At 33.8% G+C, this 20,213-nt stretch carries 23 protein-coding genes; 20 read left to right on the forward strand and 3 right to left on the reverse strand.

Features of this window, described 5'->3' with window-relative positions:
- The first annotated feature begins 102 nt into the window (after positions 1 to 102).
- The gene (locus ITJ86_RS05630) at positions 103 to 675 is read left to right on the forward strand and encodes a YdeI/OmpD-associated family protein (protein WP_195870642.1); all 573 of its coding nucleotides are present in this window, start codon (positions 103 to 105) and stop codon (positions 673 to 675) included.
- Here ITJ86_RS05630 and ITJ86_RS05635 read toward each other — a convergent pair whose 3' ends face one another.
- Complete coding sequence (locus tag ITJ86_RS05635) at positions 676 to 1,353, reverse strand: Crp/Fnr family transcriptional regulator (RefSeq protein ID WP_195870643.1); 678 nt, start codon at positions 1,351 to 1,353, stop codon at positions 676 to 678.
- Between the two features lie 162 nt (positions 1,354 to 1,515).
- Here ITJ86_RS05635 and ITJ86_RS05640 point away from each other — a divergent pair, with 162 nt between their 5' ends.
- The 10 genes from ITJ86_RS05640 (at position 1,516) to ITJ86_RS05680 (ending at position 11,569) form a co-directional block, all read left to right on the forward strand.
- The gene (locus tag ITJ86_RS05640) at positions 1,516 to 3,891 is read left to right on the forward strand and encodes a heavy metal translocating P-type ATPase (RefSeq protein WP_195870644.1); all 2,376 of its coding nucleotides are present in this window, start codon (positions 1,516 to 1,518) and stop codon (positions 3,889 to 3,891) included.
- A 79-nt stretch (positions 3,892 to 3,970) separates the two neighbouring features.
- Positions 3,971 to 4,159 (forward strand): cbb3-type cytochrome oxidase assembly protein CcoS, encoded by a 189-nt coding sequence (ccoS, locus tag ITJ86_RS05645; RefSeq protein WP_195870645.1) that lies wholly within the window; start codon positions 3,971 to 3,973, stop codon positions 4,157 to 4,159.
- Between the two features lie 5 nt (positions 4,160 to 4,164).
- Positions 4,165 to 6,369, forward strand: a complete 2,205-nt coding sequence (gene ccoN / locus ITJ86_RS05650) for a cytochrome-c oxidase, cbb3-type subunit I (protein ID WP_195870646.1) — start codon at positions 4,165 to 4,167, stop codon at positions 6,367 to 6,369.
- A 4-nt stretch (positions 6,370 to 6,373) separates the two neighbouring features.
- On the forward strand, positions 6,374 to 6,565 hold the full coding sequence (locus ITJ86_RS17350) for a CcoQ/FixQ family Cbb3-type cytochrome c oxidase assembly chaperone (RefSeq protein WP_225034778.1): 192 nt from the start codon (positions 6,374 to 6,376) through the stop codon (positions 6,563 to 6,565).
- Positions 6,562 to 7,440 (forward strand): cbb3-type cytochrome c oxidase N-terminal domain-containing protein, encoded by an 879-nt coding sequence (locus ITJ86_RS05655; protein WP_195870647.1) that lies wholly within the window; start codon positions 6,562 to 6,564, stop codon positions 7,438 to 7,440. The genes ITJ86_RS17350 and ITJ86_RS05655 overlap by 4 nt, the downstream gene beginning before the upstream one ends.
- A gap of 23 nt (positions 7,441 to 7,463) precedes the next feature.
- Positions 7,464 to 8,888: a cytochrome c oxidase accessory protein CcoG gene (gene ccoG, locus ITJ86_RS05660; protein WP_195870648.1), complete on the forward strand. Its 1,425-nt coding sequence runs from the start codon at positions 7,464 to 7,466 to the stop codon at positions 8,886 to 8,888.
- Between the two features lie 225 nt (positions 8,889 to 9,113).
- A complete protein-coding gene (locus tag ITJ86_RS05665; RefSeq protein WP_195870649.1) occupies positions 9,114 to 9,560 on the forward strand; it encodes a FixH family protein in 447 nt (148 codons plus the stop codon).
- A 107-nt stretch (positions 9,561 to 9,667) separates the two neighbouring features.
- Positions 9,668 to 10,369 (forward strand): sulfite exporter TauE/SafE family protein, encoded by a 702-nt coding sequence (locus tag ITJ86_RS05670; protein ID WP_195870650.1) that lies wholly within the window; start codon positions 9,668 to 9,670, stop codon positions 10,367 to 10,369.
- Between the two features lie 73 nt (positions 10,370 to 10,442).
- Entirely contained in the window at positions 10,443 to 11,006 is a 564-nt protein-coding gene (locus tag ITJ86_RS05675; RefSeq protein ID WP_195870651.1) for a hypothetical protein, read from the forward strand.
- 74 nt (positions 11,007 to 11,080) lie between these two features.
- Positions 11,081 to 11,569 carry a hypothetical protein gene (locus ITJ86_RS05680; RefSeq protein ID WP_195870652.1) on the forward strand — a complete coding sequence of 163 codons (489 nt, stop codon included), beginning with the start codon at positions 11,081 to 11,083 and terminating at the stop codon, positions 11,567 to 11,569.
- A 79-nt stretch (positions 11,570 to 11,648) separates the two neighbouring features.
- Here ITJ86_RS05680 and ITJ86_RS05685 read toward each other — a convergent pair whose 3' ends face one another.
- Both ITJ86_RS05685 and hemN read right to left on the reverse strand, forming a co-directional pair.
- Positions 11,649 to 12,482, reverse strand: coding sequence for a universal stress protein (locus tag ITJ86_RS05685; RefSeq protein ID WP_195870653.1), 834 nt, complete (start codon positions 12,480 to 12,482; stop codon positions 11,649 to 11,651).
- A gap of 12 nt (positions 12,483 to 12,494) precedes the next feature.
- Entirely contained in the window at positions 12,495 to 13,859 is a 1,365-nt protein-coding gene (gene hemN / locus ITJ86_RS05690) for an oxygen-independent coproporphyrinogen III oxidase (protein ID WP_195870654.1), read from the reverse strand.
- Positions 13,860 to 14,005: 146 nt separating this feature from the next.
- Between hemN and ITJ86_RS05695 the strand changes: the two genes are divergently transcribed.
- From ITJ86_RS05695 to ITJ86_RS05735, 9 genes are all read left to right on the forward strand, one after another.
- Positions 14,006 to 14,629, forward strand: a complete 624-nt coding sequence (locus tag ITJ86_RS05695) for a YceI family protein (protein WP_195870655.1) — start codon at positions 14,006 to 14,008, stop codon at positions 14,627 to 14,629.
- Between the two features lie 241 nt (positions 14,630 to 14,870).
- Entirely contained in the window at positions 14,871 to 15,455 is a 585-nt protein-coding gene (locus ITJ86_RS05700) for a superoxide dismutase family protein (RefSeq protein WP_195870656.1), read from the forward strand.
- Positions 15,456 to 15,550: 95 nt separating this feature from the next.
- Positions 15,551 to 16,078, forward strand: coding sequence for an RNA polymerase sigma factor (locus ITJ86_RS05705; RefSeq protein ID WP_195870657.1), 528 nt, complete (start codon positions 15,551 to 15,553; stop codon positions 16,076 to 16,078).
- A 1-nt stretch (position 16,079) separates the two neighbouring features.
- Entirely contained in the window at positions 16,080 to 16,874 is a 795-nt protein-coding gene (locus tag ITJ86_RS05710; protein ID WP_195870658.1) for an anti-sigma factor, read from the forward strand.
- Between the two features lie 199 nt (positions 16,875 to 17,073).
- Positions 17,074 to 17,655, forward strand: coding sequence for a hypothetical protein (locus ITJ86_RS05715; RefSeq protein WP_195870659.1), 582 nt, complete (start codon positions 17,074 to 17,076; stop codon positions 17,653 to 17,655).
- Positions 17,656 to 17,802: 147 nt separating this feature from the next.
- On the forward strand, positions 17,803 to 18,390 hold the full coding sequence (locus tag ITJ86_RS05720) for a hypothetical protein (RefSeq protein WP_195870660.1): 588 nt from the start codon (positions 17,803 to 17,805) through the stop codon (positions 18,388 to 18,390).
- A 161-nt stretch (positions 18,391 to 18,551) separates the two neighbouring features.
- Positions 18,552 to 19,133 carry a Crp/Fnr family transcriptional regulator gene (locus ITJ86_RS05725; RefSeq protein WP_195870661.1) on the forward strand — a complete coding sequence of 194 codons (582 nt, stop codon included), beginning with the start codon at positions 18,552 to 18,554 and terminating at the stop codon, positions 19,131 to 19,133.
- A gap of 55 nt (positions 19,134 to 19,188) precedes the next feature.
- Positions 19,189 to 19,512: a hypothetical protein gene (locus ITJ86_RS05730; RefSeq protein WP_195870662.1), complete on the forward strand. Its 324-nt coding sequence runs from the start codon at positions 19,189 to 19,191 to the stop codon at positions 19,510 to 19,512.
- A 4-nt stretch (positions 19,513 to 19,516) separates the two neighbouring features.
- On the forward strand, positions 19,517 to 20,095 hold the full coding sequence (locus ITJ86_RS05735; RefSeq protein WP_195870663.1) for an NAD(P)H-dependent oxidoreductase: 579 nt from the start codon (positions 19,517 to 19,519) through the stop codon (positions 20,093 to 20,095).
- The last annotated feature ends 118 nt before the right edge of the window (positions 20,096 to 20,213 follow it).

The following is a 20,213-nucleotide window of genomic DNA, read 5'->3' on the forward strand; positions in this document are numbered from 1 at the left end:
CAAGGTTGGTTAAAATTGCCGTTCAGTAAATATTTTAAACTTCGATTGTATTATTTGAAATTTCTCGGTAACGTTCGACATGACAGTATTTAAATGTAACAAATGAAATTACCTGAACTCTATTTTAAAACAGATGCCGAATGGCGAGAATGGTTACACAACAACCACGATTCCATAAAAGGAGTACACTTAATTTTCTTCAAAGTAGAACACGAAAATGATTCCATGCGATGGGAAGAAGCCGTAAAAGTAGCCCTTTGCTATGGTTGGATAGATTCTACAGTAAAAAGTCTCGGAAACGGAAAACGGAGACAATACTTCTGTCCTAGAAACCCTAAAAGTGTTTGGAGTGCGGTAAACAAAACTTACATTAAGGAGCTACAAAAAGACAATTTAATGCACCCAAAAGGTATTCAATCCATTAAGATTGCTAAAGAAAATGGCAGCTGGACGGCTTTAGATACTGTAGAAAAGGGCATTATTCCAGAAAACCTCAAAAAAGCATTTAATAAAAATAAAAACGCCTATAGCAATTACCTCAACTTTGCACCTAGTTATAGAAAAAGTTATTTATATTGGTTAAACCAAGCCAAACGCGAACAAACAAAACAAAAAAGAATCGAGGAGATTATTAAACTGTGTGATGCTAACATCAAAAGTCGAGGTGTTAGGTAATTATTCAACACGTTTTAAACCGTCAAAATCAACAACTTTTATTTGTTTTCCGGTCGTAGAAATCAACCCTTCTTTTTTAAATTGAGATAAAATTCTAATAGCAGATTCCGTTGCTGTTCCTACAAGATTAGCGTAATCTTCTCGAGATAATATAACGCTTAAAAAACCACCTTCATCAACATCAAACGTGGTATGTAAATAAAGTAGTAAATCCGCTAAACGTTGTCTTACAGATTTTTGAGCCATATCTACAATGATATTATCTGCAATTCTTAGTTCTTTAGCCATTTCTTGTAGCATATCTAAAGAAAAACTAGCATTTCTAGTTAAATCGTGAAGAATTTCACGTTTAGGAATAAAACAAACTTCCATATCATTTACAGCAATAGCTGTAAGGTTAGATTTCTCATCCGACACCAATGAGCGTTGGCCTAATAAATCACCTGTAACAACGAGTTTTACTATTTGGTCTTTACCATTAGCACTCAACTTTGTTAACTTACAAATACCGTCTTTTATACAGTACACACCATTAATACTTTCACCTTCTCTAAATAAAACTTCACCCTTAGTGATGTATTTTGAAGTTTTACAACCAGATAATCGAATTAAGTCATCTTTTCCTAAAGCTCTTAAAGCGTTAAACTGTTTAATAATACATTGTTGGCACGTGCTCATAGTATAAAACTCTTAAATTCAAAGTTACTTAAAACATGACAAATATCATATATTTTAATAAGTAGTTTTATGACTTTTGTGACATAAAATTAAGCTTCACAATTAATTTATTCTTATTTTGAAGTTTAAAATATTTGTCAGGTAAATAAGAGCATATTAAGAATGAAAAACGAAAGTTGTTTTCACTGTGGTGACGACTGCGGTAATCATGTCATTTCATTTCAGGAGAAATCATTCTGCTGTAATGGTTGTAAAACTGTTTTCGAAATTTTCAACGAAAATGACTTAACCTGTTATTACGATCTACAAAATTCACCAGGAGCCATTCCTAAGGAAATAGAAGGTAAATACGATTTCCTTTCTCAAGAAAATATTATCGAGAAGCTAACAGAATTTAGAGATGGTTCTATTGAAGTTGCAACGCTTTACATTCCGCATATTCATTGTAGTTCTTGTATTTGGATTCTTGAAAACCTCAACAAACTCAATCCAAATATTTCAGATTCTCAAGTTAATTTTGGCAAGAAAACCGTAAGAGTTACGTATAATTCTGATGCAACCAACTTAAAAGCCGTAGTCTTATTATTGAGTTCCATTGGCTATGAACCGTATATAAGCTTAGACGATTTTAATTCTGGTAAAAAACATATAAATCGCAGTTTAATTTATAAACTTGGTGTGGCTGCCTTTGGCTTTGGTAATATTATGTTTTTATCATTTCCAGAGTATTTTGAGGTCAATGAGTTTTGGTTAGAACAATACAAACCATTTTTTCGATGGTTAATGTTTGCCATGTCTTTACCAATTGTTTTTTACTCGGCTCAAGATTATTTTATATCGGCATATAAAGGTTTAAAAGCAAAGCTTTTAAATATTGATGTGCCTATTGCCTTAGGTGTTGCAGTATTGTTTATTAGAAGTACTATCGAAATTATGTTCGATATTGGTTCTGGATTTTTTGACAGTTTAGCTGGCTTAATTTTCTTTCTATTAACTGGAAAATTCTTCCAACAAAAAACCTACAACTTCCTATCTTTTGAACGCGATTATAAGTCTTACTTTCCAATTGCTATTACTAAAATTGATAACAACGGTCACGAAAACTCCATTCAGGTTTACGATATAGAAAAAGGAGATCGTATTTTAATTCGGAATGAAGAGTTAATTCCTGTAGATGGTATTCTTATTAATGGAAAAGGGAAAATCGATTACAGTTTTGTTACAGGAGAATCGCAAACCATCTCAAAACAATCTGGAGATAAGTTGTTTGCAGGAGGGAAACAAACCAACGGAGTTATTGAAATGGAAGCTCTTAAATCGGTTGAGCAAAGTTACCTTACACAACTTTGGAGCAACGATGTATTCAACAAAAACAAAGAGGATGGCTTTACCAATATTACAAATACCATCAGTAAACATTTTACAATTACTATTTTAACCATTGCTGCCATTGCTACGACATTTTGGTTGCTTGTAGATCCTAGTAAGGCCATGAATGTATTTACAGCAGTGTTAATAATTGCGTGTCCTTGTGCTATTGCATTGTCTGCACCTTTTACATTTGGTAATCTATTACGGATTTTTGGCAAAAAGAAGTTCTATGTCAAAAATGCTACAGTAATAGAACAGTTAGCACAAATAAACACAGTAATTTTTGATAAAACCGGCACCATTACTTCTAATAAAAATAGTAATGCTGAATATGATGGTGCATCGCTTTCAGATTCTGAAAATCTCGTTTTAAAGAATTCGCTTCGTGGTTCTAACCATCCTTTGAGTAGAACCTTATATGACATTTTAAAAGAAAACAACATTATTACATTAGATACTTTTGAAGAACACATAGGAAAAGGTATTGAAGTAAAGCACAACAACCTAAACATGAAAATCGGTTCGGCAAGTTTTGTTGGTAATCCTGATGAAAATGCCGTTCTAAATACAACTGTACATGTCAGTAGCAATGATGTTTATAAAGGGAAATTCACCTTTTACAACAGTTACAGAAAAGGAGTTTCAAAATTATTTAATCAATTAAAGCAGCAATTTGATTTGGTTATTTTATCTGGAGATAATGAAGGAGAGCGTGAGAACCTAACAAAACTATTACCAGCAAAAACCAAATTAATTTTTAATCAAAAACCCGAGGATAAACTCGATTTTATAAAATATCATCAATCTGAAGGTGCCAAAGTACTCATGATTGGTGACGGATTAAATGATGCTGGAGCGTTGGCCCAAAGTGAAGTTGGTATTGCTATTTCTGAAGATGTCAATGTGTTTTCACCAGCTTGCGATGCTATTTTAGATGCTTCAAAATTTGAACAATTATTTTCATACATCTCAGCTTCAAAATCAGCTATAAAAATTATTAAGTGGAGCTTTGTATTGTCATTTTTTTATAATATAATAGGGTTATATTTTGCTACAACAGGACAGCTAGAACCTGTAGTTGCGGCAATATTAATGCCTTTAAGTTCAATTAGTATTGTTATATTTACAACAATCGCCACAAACCTTTTAGGTAAACGATTAGAATGAATCAAAATAACAAAATATGACAAATGTCATGTTTTAAAAATAGGCTCAACACTACCTTTGAGCCATAACTTCAGTAGGTATGAGTGTTATTTATATTTTATTATCCGTTAGCGTCGTTATTGGCGTTACTTTCTTTGTGCTTTTTATTTTGGCAGTAAAGTCGGGTCAATATGATGATGACTACACACCATCAGTACGCATGCTTTTTGAAGACGAACTAGTAAAAGAAGAACCAAAACCAAAGATTAAAACTAACAAGTCCAATTAATTACTATGGAAGTACAACAATTCTATTACGATAATAAGATCGTAAAAAATTTCCTATATGCTACAATATTTTGGGGTGTAATAGGTATGGCTGTAGGATTACTACTAGCATTTATGTTTGTTTTCCCAAACATGATCGATGAAATTTTTCCAGGAGGCGTCTCATGGTTAAGTTTTGGTCGATTAAGACCATTACACACTAACGCTGTTATTTTTGCTTTTGTTGGAAATGCCATTTTTGCAGGTGTTTACTACTCTACACAACGATTGCTAAAAGCAAGAATGTATAATGATGTCTTAAGTAAGATTAATTTTTGGGGTTGGCAAGCTATTATTGTTGCTGCTGCAATTACCTTACCATTAGGATACTCTACTTCTAAAGAATATGCCGAATTAGAATGGCCAATTGATATAGCTATTGCTGTTGTTTGGGTCGTTTTTGGATGGAATTTAATAGGAACCATGGTAAAACGAAGACAACGTCATTTATATGTGGCGCTTTGGTTTTATCTTGCAACTTTTGTAACCGTTGCTGTACTTCATATTTTTAATAGTTTAGCGCTTCCAGTGAGTCTTACTGGCATGAAAAGTTATTCTGTTTACGCAGGTGTACAAGATGCCTTAGTGCAATGGTGGTATGGCCATAATGCGGTTGCCTTCTTTTTAACAACACCGTTTTTAGGACTAATGTATTATTTTGTTCCTAAAGCAGCCAACAGACCCGTTTATTCTTATAGATTATCTATTATTCACTTCTGGTCATTAATCTTTATCTATATCTGGGCAGGACCTCACCACTTATTATATACAGCCTTACCAGAATGGGCTCAAAACTTAGGTGTTGCATTTTCAGTAATGTTATTAATGCCGTCTTGGGGAGGTATGATAAACGGACTTTTAACCTTGCGTGGTGCTTGGGATAAAGTACGTACTGATCCTGTTTTAAAATTCATGGTTGTCGCATTAACTGGTTATGGTATGGCGACTTTTGAAGGGCCACTTCTATCGCTTAAAAACGTAAATGCGATTGGTCACTTTACCGACTGGATTATTGCACACGTACACGTTGGTGCCTTAGCTTGGAATGGCTTCTTAGCCTTTGGTATGATTTATTGGTTAATTCCAAGACTAGTAAAAACAAAATTATACTCAACTAAATTAGCGAATCTCCACTTTTGGATTGGCACCTTAGGTATTATATTCTACGCCTTACCATTATATGTTGCTGGCTTTACACAAGCAACTATGTGGAAGCAATTTGACCCAGCAGGAACTTTAAAGTACGGTAACTTCTTAGAAACTGTAACGGAAATTATGCCAATGTACTGGATGCGTGCCATAGGTGGAACCTTATACATTGCAGGTATGTTAATTCTTATATACAATGTTTACGTTACCATCAGAAAAGGAAGTGCGGTAGAAGATGAATTAGCAGAAGCACCAGCATTAAAACGTGTATCAAAACACAGAGCTGCAGGTGAAGGATGGCATACCGTTTTAGAACGTAAGCCAATAAAATTAACAATTTATGCAACCATTGCTATTTTAATTGGTGGTATCGTACAAATTGTACCAACGATAATGGTAAAATCTAATATTCCTACATTATCGAGTGTAAAACCTTATACACCTCTAGAATTAGAAGGTAGAGATATCTACATAAGAGAAGGTTGTGTCGGTTGTCACTCTCAAATGGTACGTCCGTTTAGAAGTGAAGTAGAGCGCTACGGCGAGTATTCTAAAGCCGGTGAGTTTGTTTACGATCATCCATTCCTTTGGGGAAGTAAACGTACAGGACCAGATTTACATCGAATCGGCGAAAAGTATTCAGACACATGGCACTTTAACCACATGTATGATCCTCAGGCCATGAATCAGAATTCTATTATGCCTACGTACCAATGGCTAATAAGAAATCCATTAGATAAATCTCAAACTGAGGAAAAAATGGAAGTGATGGTCAACTTAGGAGTTCCATACACAGAAGATGAGATTGCTAATGCACAGCAACACATGTTAGAACAAGGGACTCAAATTGAAGAAAACCTTTATACTGATCCCGATTTTGTAGAAGCCTATGAAGCTGATAAAGCTGCTGGTGGTGATGATTTTGTTGAAATGCGTAATCGAGAAATTGTAGCCTTAATTGCATACTTACAACGTTTAGGAACAGATATTAAAGTTACAGATCTAGAAACACCTCAAAATTAGAATTATGCTAAAATTTGTAAAAAACCATATGGACAGTATTTCTGGAATAGAAGTATTCCCAATTATATCATTACTTATATTTTTTGGCTTTTTCGTCATCCTTTTTTGGTGGGTTTTCACTGCTAAAAAAGATTACATCAATAAAGTCAGCAATATACCATTAGAATTAGATAACCAAAACGAAACAGAACTATGAGAAACACTATTCCATCTTGGTTAAGAGTACCTGTTGTATTTTTTACCCTCGTATTATTAGTAGAATATTTTGTAGAATCTGGTGACCAGCCAGCTTTTATAGAACAACCCGTAGTTTTGTTGTTTCTATTGTTAATACTACTTGTATTAATTGCAATCGAAGCTATTTCAGGATCATTAAAAAATATTCTTTATCAAAGTTTAGATGAAGCAGGTAAAGCACGTTATGATGCTAAAGCTAATGAAGAATCTAAAGTTGTTGCCTGGATAAAAGAAACGTATAAAAAATCTTTAGGTTCAAAACCTATTCAAGAAGAACATGAAATTATTCTCGACCACAATTATGATGGTATTAAAGAATTAGATAACGATCTTCCGCCATGGTGGCTTTATGGGTTTTACGCGTCTATTATTTTTGCCGCAATCTATTTAGTGAAATATGAAATCTTTGATGGAGAAAATCAGTATGACGAGTTACAAACCGAGTTAGCAGAAGCTAAAATAGCCATTGAAGAATACAAAAAAACAGCTAAAAATTTAGTAGATGTTAACACTGTTGAGCTATTAACGGAAGAATCAGATTTAAATGCTGGTAAAACAATTTTTGAAAATAACTGTGTAGCATGCCACATGCCAGATGGTGGTGGCGGAATTGGTCCAAACCTAACAGATGAATATTGGATTTTAGGAGGAGGTATAAAAAATGTATTTAATACAGTGTCTGAAGGAGGACGAGCTGGAAAAGGAATGGTGCCATGGAAGAATGATTTAAAACCAGTAGAAATGGCGCAAGTATCCAGTTATGTATTACAATTCCAAGGTACAACACCCGAAAAGCCTAAAGAGGCAGAAGGCGAAATTTGGAAAGAAGAATAATTGCCTAACAAAATTAAAACCACGTGGAAACACCAAATAACGAGTCGTTTAGAGACACCATTGGCACATTAACCGAAGACGGTAAACGCGCTTGGGTTTACCCTAAAAAACCTAGTGGTAAACTTTACAAATACCGTAAATACGTTAGTTATGGATTACTCGCGTTTTTATTGGCGGCACCGTTTATAAAAGTAAATGGAAATCAGTTTTTATTACTAAATATTCTTGAACGACGCTTTAACGTGTTTGGATTACCGTTTTGGCCTCAGGATTTCTATTTAGTTGTGATTTCAATGCTTATTGGCGTTGTATTTATTGCGCTATTTACGGTGAGTTTTGGACGTGTGTTTTGTGGATGGATTTGTCCGCAGACCATTTTTATGGAAATGGTTTTTCGTCGTATTGAGTATTGGATAGAAGGAGACAGAAACAAACAACGAAAATTAGATAAACAAGAGTGGAACGCTGAAAAAATCAGGAAAAAAGGATTTAAGTGGTTCATATTTTTAATTATTTCGTTTGTAATTGCTAATGTGTTTTTGGCGTATTTAATAGGCAGTGATAAGCTAATAAGCTACATTACTGGTAATCCGTTAGATCATTTAGGCACACTTTTTCCACTGCTGATTTTTACGGCAGTCTTCTATTTTGTATTTGCCTGGTTTAGAGAACAAGTCTGTATTATTGCTTGTCCTTATGGCAGATTACAAAGTGTACTTTTAGATAATAAATCTATCGTTGTCGCTTACGACCATAAACGTGGTGAAGCAGAAAACGGCAGAAAGAAATTTAGAAAAAACGAAGATCGTGAAGCTTTAGGACATGGTGACTGTATTGACTGTTTGCAATGTGTAAATGTATGTCCTACCGGAATTGATATTAGAAACGGTACACAATTAGAGTGTGTTAATTGTACTGCGTGTATTGATGAGTGCGACCATATTATGGAAAGTATTAATCTGCCAAAAGGATTAATTCGTTATGCTAGTGAAGATGAAATAGAAAAGAAAGAAAAGTTTAAACTAACCGCAAGAATGAAAGGCTATATAGCCGTTTTAACCATTCTAATCGGATTATTTTCTGGCTTACTATTATTAAGAAATGATGTTGAAGCTACTGTACTTAAACTTCCTGGCCAATTATACGAACACAAAGAAGGCACTATTATAAGTAACGTTTACACGTATAAATTGGTTAACAAAACCACTAGAGACATTAACGACATTAGTTTTAAACTAAGAAAATTCGATGGAACAATTAAGATAGTAGGTGTCACAAATAATTTTATGGTTCCAGCGCAAGACTTAGCAGAAGGTACTTTGTTTATCGAAATTGATCAAGGTGATTTATCTGGCGACAAAAACAAATTAACTCTAGAGGTCTATAGTAAAGACGAGTTAATTGAAACCACAACGGTCAACTTTTTAGGACCACGTAGTTATAATTAACTTAGCATGAAGATTGAAGTTGGAAGCGTGACGTTGAAGCCTTTTATAGTATTGACCTAGCAGGTCTGAACAGATAACATAATTTATTAATCGCAAGATTCGATAGCTACCGGAATCAAAAACCATGTAGGTTTAAAAAAAACACATCCACTGCGCACAGTGTGACAGTTAATATTAAAATATAAGATCCTGAAACAAGTTCAGGTAATCAAAATAAAATTTGCCATGAAAATAAATTGGGGAACAGGAATAGTTATCGCATTTGTAGCATTCATTAGCTTTATCATGTACTTTATTATCACAATGAGTACAGATGCTAAATATGATTTTGATTTAGTAACAGAAGATTACTATGGACAAGAATTAGAGTTTCAAGAAGACTTAAATAAAGAAGAACATTCAAAAACATTAAAAACAAATATCACTTGGAAAAAAACAGAAGACGGTATTAACCTCGTCTTTCCTAAGGATATTGATTTTAAAAACATAGAAGGTAAAGTGTTCCTATACAGGCCATCTAATAAGCAATTTGATTTTGAAATACCAATTTCATTATCTAACCACAATTTGCTCATACCTGACAAACGTTTATTAGGTGGTCGATGGAACATTACTGTAGATTGGACATACAACACCGAATCTTATATCTATAAAACTGAAATCACCTATTAAATTTCTTTGTTGTCTTTTCGAGCTGAGTCGAGAGGACATTTAACCAAAACCTTATAAATAGGTCTTTTTCCAATAATTATCGGAAGCATTCCAATAGAGAAAAATACATGTTAGCATCAGCATTCATATTAGGATTATTAGGAAGTTTACACTGTGTTGGCATGTGTGGTCCTATTGCATTTATGTTACCTGTAGATCGCTCAAACTCTCTTAAAAAAGTCAGTCAGATTGCTATTTACCATTTTGGTCGGATTTTAGCTTACAGTATAATAGGATTGGTTTTTGGCTTACTGGGCAAAAGCTTTTCATTGTTTGGGCTACAACAACAATTGTCTATTGTTGTTGGGGTTTTAATGATTATCATTGTGCTTTTACCACAAAACATCACAGGAAAATTCACGCTTACAAAACCATTATATAAAATTATTTCTAAAGTAAAATCATCCTTAGGTTCAGCTTTAAAAAAGAAAACAGCAGATACGTTTTTAACTATTGGTTTTCTCAACGGATTTTTACCATGTGGCTTAGTGTATATGGCAGTATTTGGCGCTGTTGCCACAGGCAGTTTAGCTGAAGGCAGTTTTTACATGGTTTTATTTGGGATAGGAACAATTCCGTTAATGACCACTGCTATTTATTTAGGTAAGTTTCTTAACAGTACTATAAAACAACGCATTCAAAAAGCGATTCCTGTTTTTGTCGTAGTTATAGGAGTGTTATTTATTCTTCGTGGCTTAGGCTTGGGCATACCTTACCTCTCTCCTGCTCCAATTGTTGAAACAGCAGCAAGCGCTATTGAGTGTCATTAAAATATAAAAGATTTCCTACAAAGTGGTCTAATTATTGATATATTCGCTACGGACCAATTACAACGATATAACCATGAAAACAAGCCTCTTATTATTCATTTTTAGTCTATCTATTTTAACAGCTACAGCACAAGATGCTAGTGTAGAACAATCTACTTATGGCATCCAATTTGGGTTTTTAGGATTTTGGGGACATAACGAATCTAAACTTTCAAATTCTATAGCCTTACGCTCTGAGCTGGGTATAGATGCAGGTTTTTATAGTAACAGCTTTATTGGAAGTAGTGGTTTTGTCCTGGTACCAGCAATTACTTTTGAACCGCGTTGGTACTACAACCTTAATAAACGCGTATCCAAATCGCGACGAATAGATGGTAATAGCGGTAATTTTATTGCTATAAAAACCACATATCATCCAGATATCGTTATTAATTCTGTCGCTAATAATTTGAATTTTATTAGTGATATTTCTATTATTCCTACTTGGGGAATACGACGTAACGTCGGTAAACATTTCACTTATGAAACTGGTATAGGCTTAGGATATATACACTATATTAAAGAAGAAAACGTCTATTTAAGTGATTCTGATGGTTTCGCTATAAACCTACATTTAAGAATTGGGTATCGTTTTTAAAATCAAGGGGTTTTTAATTTTTATTTAGACTATTAAAGCTTTTGTTTTATTTTAGTTGTCCAATCAATTTAATAATGACCACAAATAACCAACCACTAAGTCCTAAAAGTGTTTTTAAAAACATAACGTTTATACATATTGCGTTCTGCGCAACTATACTTTTATTTGGTACTGTAACGTTCTTCACTACAGAAAACGCCTTTTTAAATGTATCTGACGCTAATGATATTTTCCTTTATCTAGTTCCTGTATTTGCTATTGCTGCAGCCGTTTTAAGTGTTACTATTTTTCAAAAAAACCTAAATCAGGTTCAAGAAAAACCTGCAATTCAAGACAAATTAATTCACTTACAAACTTCTAAACTTATACAATATGCAATGATTGAAGCACCAGCGTTTTTTGGTATTGTTATATTTTTAATGACTTCAAATCTCATCTATTTAATTATTTCTGCTGTGCTTCTAGCGTATTTAGTAATGCTAAAACCTTCAGCTTCTCAAATGAAAGAAGATTTAAAACTCAATGCTGAACAAGATCAAGAATTTAGACGTTTAATGAGATAAATAAAAAACGCCAAAGAAAAAACCTTTGACGTTCGTTTAGGCGATATTATAAACACTAACTAACCAATAATATCGACTACTATATCTTAAATGTCATCACAGGTAAGGTCGAATGATTTGCAATATCCTCTGACACACTACCTTCAAAAAAATTAGATAATCCTTTTCTACCATGTGTAGCGACAGCAATTAAATCTGCTCCAATAACATTAGCAAAATTTAGAATACCAGCTTCTATAGAATAATCTGAAACAATATTAATGTCCTCTAAATGTCTTAAATCACCATCTGCCTTTTCTAAAAAGTGAGAGACACGTTTATCTATTTCCGAAGAACTTCTAAAATTGCCATCGGGTGAGTTTACATATACCAAATGCATAGAAATACCAAGTGCTTTAAACGTTTCTTTTGCTTTTAAATAAGGCGGAATTGCTTCTTCTGTAAAATCACTGGCAAAAACACCATTTTCAAAATCTAATAGAATAGGATTATGCTTAATAACCAAAACCGGAATATCTGAAAACCTTACTACTTTTTGAGTATTAGAACCAATTAACACTTCTTTTATGCCGCTAGCCCCTTGTGACCCCATAACTATTAAATCGGCATTTTGCTCTTCTGCTACTTTATTGATCTCGCTCCAAACTTTAAAATGCTTCACAATTGGTATCACATTAACATCTTTTAAATACGGTTTATCTAAAAACGATTCAAACTTTTGTTCGGCTAATTTTAAATAGAAAATAGCTTCTTGATTTAATGCTTCGCTTGCAGATGAAATAACAGCATTAGACAATTCTAACATATGTAACACAATGAGTTCAGACTCAAATTTCTGTGCTAAACCTGCTGCAGCTTCAAGCGCAAATTCCGAATGTTCTGAAAAGTCTACAGGTACGATTATTTTTTTCATTTTTTTTCGATATTAAATGGTCATTGAAAACAATTGAGTTTCAGGTTTTTTGCGTTGTAATAACAAATCGAAAGCCATACATATATTTCTAATAAAGGCTTTCCCTTTTTCGGTGACAACAACGTGTTTTGATCCAAATTGCAATAAGCCATCCGATTCAAATTCTTTTAGTTTTATGAGTACTTCTGGTAATTCTTTAAATACTAAGGCGTCATCTGTCCAAGCCGTTTCAAAATTACACATCAGATTTAAGATGTGTTTTCTAATGATAAGGTCTTCCGTATTTAAAATATGACCTTTAAACACCGGAATGATATCCTGCTCTAACAAACGATAATACTCCGTATTCGATTTTACATTCTGAGCAAAACCATACCAACTATCGCTAATAGAAGACACTCCCAAACCAATCATAGCTTGTGTTTTAGAAGCCGTATAACCCATAAAATTACGATGCAAAGTTTTATTTTCCATCGCTTTATATAGTGAATCGCTTTTTAGGGCAAAATGATCCATACCAATTTCAACATACCCTGCAGCTTCAAAATGTTGTTTGCCTGTTTCGTATTGTTGACGTTTAGATGCTGGTGTTGGCAAATCGGCCTCACTAAAACCACGTTGTCCGTTTCCTTTTATCCATGGCACATGCGCATAGCTATAAAATGCAATACGGTCTGGCATTAAGGCTTTTGTTTTCTCAATGGTTTCAATAACATCTGCTTCGGTCTGAAACGGTAAACCAAAAATAATATCGTGCCCAACAGAGGTGTAACCAATGTTACGCGCCAAATCTGTAGCCCGTTTTACGTTTTCAAAAGGTTGAATTCTATTAATGGCTTTTTGTATGCTAAGGTTATAATCCTGAACGCCATAACTCACGCGTCTAAACCCTAAATCATATAAGGTTTGAAGATGTGCTTCTGTCGTATTATTGGGATGGCCTTCAAAACTAAATTCGTAACCTTCAGCGAGTTCAGCGTTTTCTAAAAGTCCAGAAATTAATATATTAAGGTTCTCTGCTGAGAAAAAGGTTGGTGTACCTCCACCGAGGTGTAATTCTTTTATTATTGGTTTTGTTTCTAATAATGCCAAGTACAAACTCCATTCTTTTAAAACCGCTTGTATGTAAGGAGATTCTACACTGTGACGTTTTGTAATACGCTTATGGCAACCACAAAAAGTGCACAAGCTTTCGCAAAAAGGCAAGTGAATGTACAAACTTAAACCTTCGGTAGCGTTACTTTCTTTAAAAGCACGCTGTAGAGATGCTTTCCAGTTTGCCAACGAAAACGACTCTAAGTTCCAATACGGAACCGTTGGGTAACTCGTATAACGAGGACCTGCAACGTTGTATTTAGTAATTAAGGGTTGGCTCATAACTATAAGTTTAGAGGCAAAAGTAACCGTATCGTTACTCTTAAAACATGATTTATATCATACAGGTTAAAAATTTCTAGTTAAGTCGTACGTGTTACTTGCATTAACGCAGTTATATCATTAATTTTACTCAAAATAAACAAATCATGAAAAGCATAAAATTCTTATCACTTTTAATCTCTATTAGCTTAGTTCTTTCATCTTGTAAACAAGAAAAAAAAGAAGCCGATACTAAAGAAACTATAGAGAACACTATTAAATATGTTGTTAAGTCTGAAGCTACCAATGTAAAATGGACAGCTTATAAAACAACCGACAAAGTTCCCGTAGCTGGTGAATTTGCAACGCTCAATTTTGATGACAAAGAAGGTGCAACACCAGAAGCTGCTTTAAATAACTTAGAGTTTTCTATTCCTGTAAGTAGTTTATTTACTATGGATGATATTAGAGATGAAAAGCTAAAGAACTCATTTTTTGGTGTGATGTTAAATCCTGAATTTTTAACAGGAAAAATTAAATATGCTAACGAGGCCTATTCTGCCGAAGTTACAATGAATGGCGTTACTAAAGACCTACCGTTAGAAGTAAATATTACAGATGAAAGACGTGTAAGTATGAAAGCTACCATGAATCTTGAAGATTGGGACGCATTAGGGGCTTTAGAGTCTTTAAATAAAGTTTGCTTTGATCTGCACAAAGGTGCTGACGGAGTGAGTAAAACCTGGGAAGATGTCGCAATAGAAGTAAGTACTTATTTACGCGACAAGTAAACCCCTTTTAATTTTAAAATCTGATAACCGTATTTTAACTATTATCAAATGAATTAATAATAGTTGTGATTGAGCATCTAAAGCACTTTTTACTTCATTAATTTGTGTGCATTGATTGATAATCATTTCTATCTAACGTAATTTTAAAAATTAGCATTGAACCAAGTTCAATTAGTGATGATTAATAAACCATCCGTTAGGAGAATTTTTAACAGCAATAAATAATTTAATAAAGTATATTATGAAAAATTTAAAATTAATTATATTTTCTTTTATTGTATTATCTGCAGCCACAGCGTGTAAGGACACAAAAAAAGAAAATGAAACGGTAATTGAAACCGAAGTCGAAGACATCGAAGAAGTTGTAACGACACCAAAAAAACTATCAATAACCTTATCACCAAAGAGTGGAAGTAACGTTGAAGGCACAGTTAACTTTTCTGATAAAAACGGAATGGTAACTATGGTTGGTACAGTTACCGGTTTAGAAGAAGGTAAACACGCTATTCATATTCATGAAAAAGCAGATTGTTCTGCTGATGATGGTACATCTTCTGGAGGTCACTGGAATCCTACAGGTCAACCACATGGTGCTTGGGGAGATGAAGCTGGCTATCACAAAGGAGACATTGGAAACTTGGAAGCTAATGCTAACGGTCGCGCAACTATAACCAAAACTACAGATGAATGGTGTATTGGTTGTGGAGATGAAACCAAAGATATTTTAGGTAAAGCCATTATTGTACATATAGGTGAAGATGATTTAAAAACGCAGCCTACAGGAGCTGCAGGTGCACGTATCGGTTGTGCAGGTATTATTGAATAACTCCTAAAACATATTACATCAATTACATTGTTAGAACAATTGCGGCGATTTTCTTCCCCATTTCTGCGAAATATTCTAAGTAAAATCGCGAATAAATGGAATTAGAATTACTGGTAAAACAGTTTCAAGATAAAAACCATGTAGCTTTTGAAAAGCTTTATGGGATGTACCACAAAAGCATACATGGTGTCGTTTACAATATCGTTAAAGATACGGCTATTGCAGACGAGCTAATGCAAGATGTTTTTATAAAAGCGTGGCATAAGGCCGATACTTACTCTTCAAAAAAAGGGCGTTTTTTTACATGGATTCTTAACATTGCTAGGAATGCAGCGATTGATAAAACACGGTCTAAGGCATTTAAACAATCTCGAAAAAACCTGAATACGGATTATTTCGTAGATATTATAGCCAGCCATGATAATTTAGATAACAGTACGGATGCCATTGGTATTAAAACCTTTGTAACGCAATTAGGCGAAAAATGTAAAGCCGTGATTGAACTCCTGTATTTTAAAGGATTCACACAAAAGGAAGCTTCGGAAGAATTACAAATGCCATTAGGTACTATTAAAACAAGAAACCGAAATTGTATTCAACAATTAAGAGATATGGTATTGTAATATGGATATAAACGCTTACATAGAATCAGGTATTTTAGAGCTATATGTAGCCGGAAAACTTCCTGAAACAGAAAATGAAGAGATCTATCAACGCTTAAAACAACACCCTGAGTTGTTACAAGAAGTTGAAGCAATAGAAAGCGCTGTGGTTAAATTAACCGCAGCAGCATCTCCAAGAGCAAAAGGCTATGCGTCTATTAAGGCAAGGTTAAACGCTGAAGACTCTAAAGTGGTAGAACTACAACCAAGAAAGACTAATTGGATCAGTTATACAGGTTGGGCTGCATCTATCTTGTTGGCAGCTGGTTTAGTTTGGACATTAAACCAGAACTCAGACCTAGAGCAAGAATTGCAAACGGCTGACATAGAAAACCAATATCTCGAAACACAAATAGAAGATGCCAGAACCGATTTGGCAGCCACTAAAAACCTATTAGATGTTATTAGAGATAGAGAAATTATTGCCGTACCACTTGGTGGCCAAGGAGAGTTTGCTACTAGCTTTGCTAAAGTATATTGGAACAAAGCAAACAATACCATTTATCTCGATGGAGAAGGATTACCAAGTGCACCAGAAGGGAAAGTGTGGCAAGTTTGGTCCCTTACACTAAATCCGTTAACACCAACAAGCTTAGGAACAATAGACGATTTTAATACCGACGACAATAAAATCTTTACCATTGCCAACACTAATGAAAGCCAAGCATTTGGTATCACTTTAGAACCCGAAGGAGGAAGCGTGTCACCAACTATGGAACAACTCTATACACTTGGTGTCGTAAATACCGAATCTTAATAAAAATATTAGAAACTTAAAAAAACCACCATGTGACAACTTGGTGGTTTTTTTTGTGGCTGCTAAGTTACTTATCGTAGAAAAAATTGATTTCTTTTTGTTAGATTTACGATATATAATAGCGTAAAAACAAACCTTATCCCGAGAATGTAATTGGGTAACGATGTATTTTGCTGTTATAATTCACGTTGTGAGCAATATGAGAAAAACGCTATCGATACTTATTTTACTTCTGATTTTATCGTGTGATAAGTCGGAAAACAAAACGATTGACTACGGAGCGTTTGAAATAACAGTTCCCAAAAGTTGGTCGGAATATGAAATAAAAGGAATTGACAGCTATGTTAGCGGATTGATAACAGACAAAAACGACACGCTGATTTTTGATTTAGGTTGGTACTCACCTGATTTGACTAAAAACCCAGAGGTGTTGGTATTTGAGCAATCTGAATATGCAGAATTTAGCGACAAGCAAAAAAAGCAATTAGAAAATGTAAAGCATTTAGTTATCGAGGACTTTCTAACCGCTGAATATGACGCAAAAGATTACTTTAAGTACGAATACAAATTGGACAGTATTGACTGCTTTGTAGCTAAATTTATAAAGCCAAAAAATAAAGGATTTGGAGCAAGCGGAATTTACATTGACAACTTAAAAAACGGTAGACCGAATTCTAACAAAACAAGTTTGAGTTTTTATGGAAACAATCTATCTGACTCAACGCAAACTGAATTTTTTAAAGCATTAAAAAGCATAAAACTGACTGAATATTGTGAATAAAGTACTGCTCACAACAATGTATAACCGCAATTACGGCGGATTCGACTACGTCCGAATCCACTCGGAATTGCTAACGTCTGTGCTAAACCGAAAATTAACGCATATTAACCCGTAACTGACGGTTATACGAGACCGTTGAGTACAATTATGACGAACAGTATTTTTCATAACGAAGAGTTTGAGATAAACGGAATTTCTGTGCCTGAATTTGAATTAAAAAGCGGAAATCTAATCCGAATTTATATTCCGAATTTCAATCTTGAAAACTTACCATTAGGTTTTGACTTAACTATCGAATTGATAAAACGGTTCCAAAATCAAAAAACTGATTTTCCTTGGGCAAAAAACTACCGACAAAATACTGTTACGGAATTTTTAAACCCTTTGACTGTAAATAAATATCTGATTAATAAAATGCAGATTGACAAACTTACAGCAAGAAGAATCGCAGAAGAAATCGGAATTAGTTTAAATGAGAAATTTGAATATTTGAGCTTCAAAAACAAAAAAGCACTAATCATTAAAGCCTGTTTTGAAAAAAACGATTCTATCCTTTTAGATTATTATGGAGTTGACGCAATGGGAATTGAGTTTTTGGAAAATTTAATTAATACTGAAATAGAAAAAGGTAAATCTGCAATCGCTTTTGACAATTTACAATTTGCGAACGAAAAAGAACCTTATGAAAATATTAAACCGATAAAAATAACTGTACCCAACACAGTATTAAAATAATTGCTATTTTAGGCTTAAACAAAGATCGTTGCTCTTTTGTTACGTCTGATTTTATTTCCGAAAATCCTCGCACACAAAACCGCAACTTTTCTTATACATAAACGTTGGCAAACATTAAAACGAACCTCTGTACTAAAGCGTAAAATTTCAGTCAATAAAGAATGAACATTGAAAATATCTTAAATAAAATTGGAGAAACATATCATCCTATTACCAATGAATGTCAACAAGAGTTAATTGCGAATTCAAAAATTGTAAGTTATAAAAAGGGTGAGATTGTAGTTCGTGAGGGACAATTTTCTAAAAAAGCCTACTTAATTGTAAAAGGTTGTTCAAGAGCATATTATTTAAAAGACGGAAAGGACATTTCTGACTGGTTCACTTTTGAAAATGAAATAATGGCTGCAATTATCAGTTTTTTCAGCGAAGAGCCAAGTCCTCATTATGTTGAATTTATTGAAGATTCCGTTGTCCTTGAATTTTCAAAAGATACAGTGGATTGCCTTTCAAAAAAGCACCACGATTTTGAACGTTTTATCAGTAAAGTTGTGACTCAAACTATGTTGGGACTCTGTGAAAGATTATACACAATTCAGTTCAACAAGGCAGAAGAACGATATAAACACCTTTTAAATATTTATCCAAATATAACCCAAAGAATACCTCTTACGCACATTGCATCATATTTAGGAATTACACTTGAAACATTAAGCAGAATAAGAAATCCAAAAAAACGAATTTGATTTATATCAAATGATACATCTTCCATTAAAATAAACTTTGTAAAAAAGTTTAAAAATGGAAGAAAACAACAAACAACTAAAGTCAATTTGGGGAAAATGGTGGGAACCTATTAGAAAATGGTTTTATCCTACTTGGCTTATCTACGAAACCACCGTTCGCTTTTATGACTATTCAGAAGCCATCTATCTTTTTTTTATCGCACAAAATTACTTGGGAGAACTTAGCTCACAAATCTTAGCTGTGCTTTGTAGCATTACCACTTTTGCAATTTGTAGCTTCTTTTTGACCGTTCCTGCTACTTTCATACTCTATAAATTCTTCAATACAGAAACTTTATCAGGAACACAATTTGAATCAAAAATCAAAAAATATCTCTAAGTAGATGAAGAAAATACTCATTATAAACGGACATCCTGACAAGGAAAGCTTCAGTTTTGCACTTTCAGAAGCCTATAAAATAGGAGCAAAAAAATCAAATGCTGAAATAAAAGAAATTAATATTCGAGAATTGAATTTCAATCCAAACCTAGAATTTGGATATAGAAAACGGACTGAACTAGAACCAGATTTACTAGATGCACAAGATAAATTAAAATGGGCAGACCATATAGTTTGGGTATATCCTATTTGGTGGAGCTCTGTCCCTGCAATGATGAAAGGCTTTTTAGATCGGATATTACTTCCTGGGTTTGCTTTTAAAAAAAGAGAAAACGCATTGCTTTCGGATAAGTGCCTAACAGGTAAATCTGCCAGAATAATTTGCACAATGGATCAACCAACTTGGTTTTACAAATTTGTTTATAAAAGCCCTAGCCACAATGCAATGAAAAAAGGAACATTGCATTATATTGGTGTAAAAAAAGTGCGAATTACAGCCATTGGACCTATACGGCTTTCTACAGAAGAGTTTAGAGCTAAATGGTTGAAAAAAGTTGAAAAATTAGGGCAACTGAACAAATAGTAATTTCTGATTTAAACATACGGATAAATAACGTTTGCCAACAACGTATAAAATTCATTGCTAGTTATAGCCTATTTACGAAAGTCCTTATGTACTTTATAGCTGTCATTTATTTTCT

The organism is Winogradskyella marina, assembly GCF_015645385.1.
In the GTDB taxonomy this organism is placed as follows: Bacteria; Bacteroidota; Bacteroidia; order Flavobacteriales; family Flavobacteriaceae; genus Winogradskyella; species Winogradskyella marina.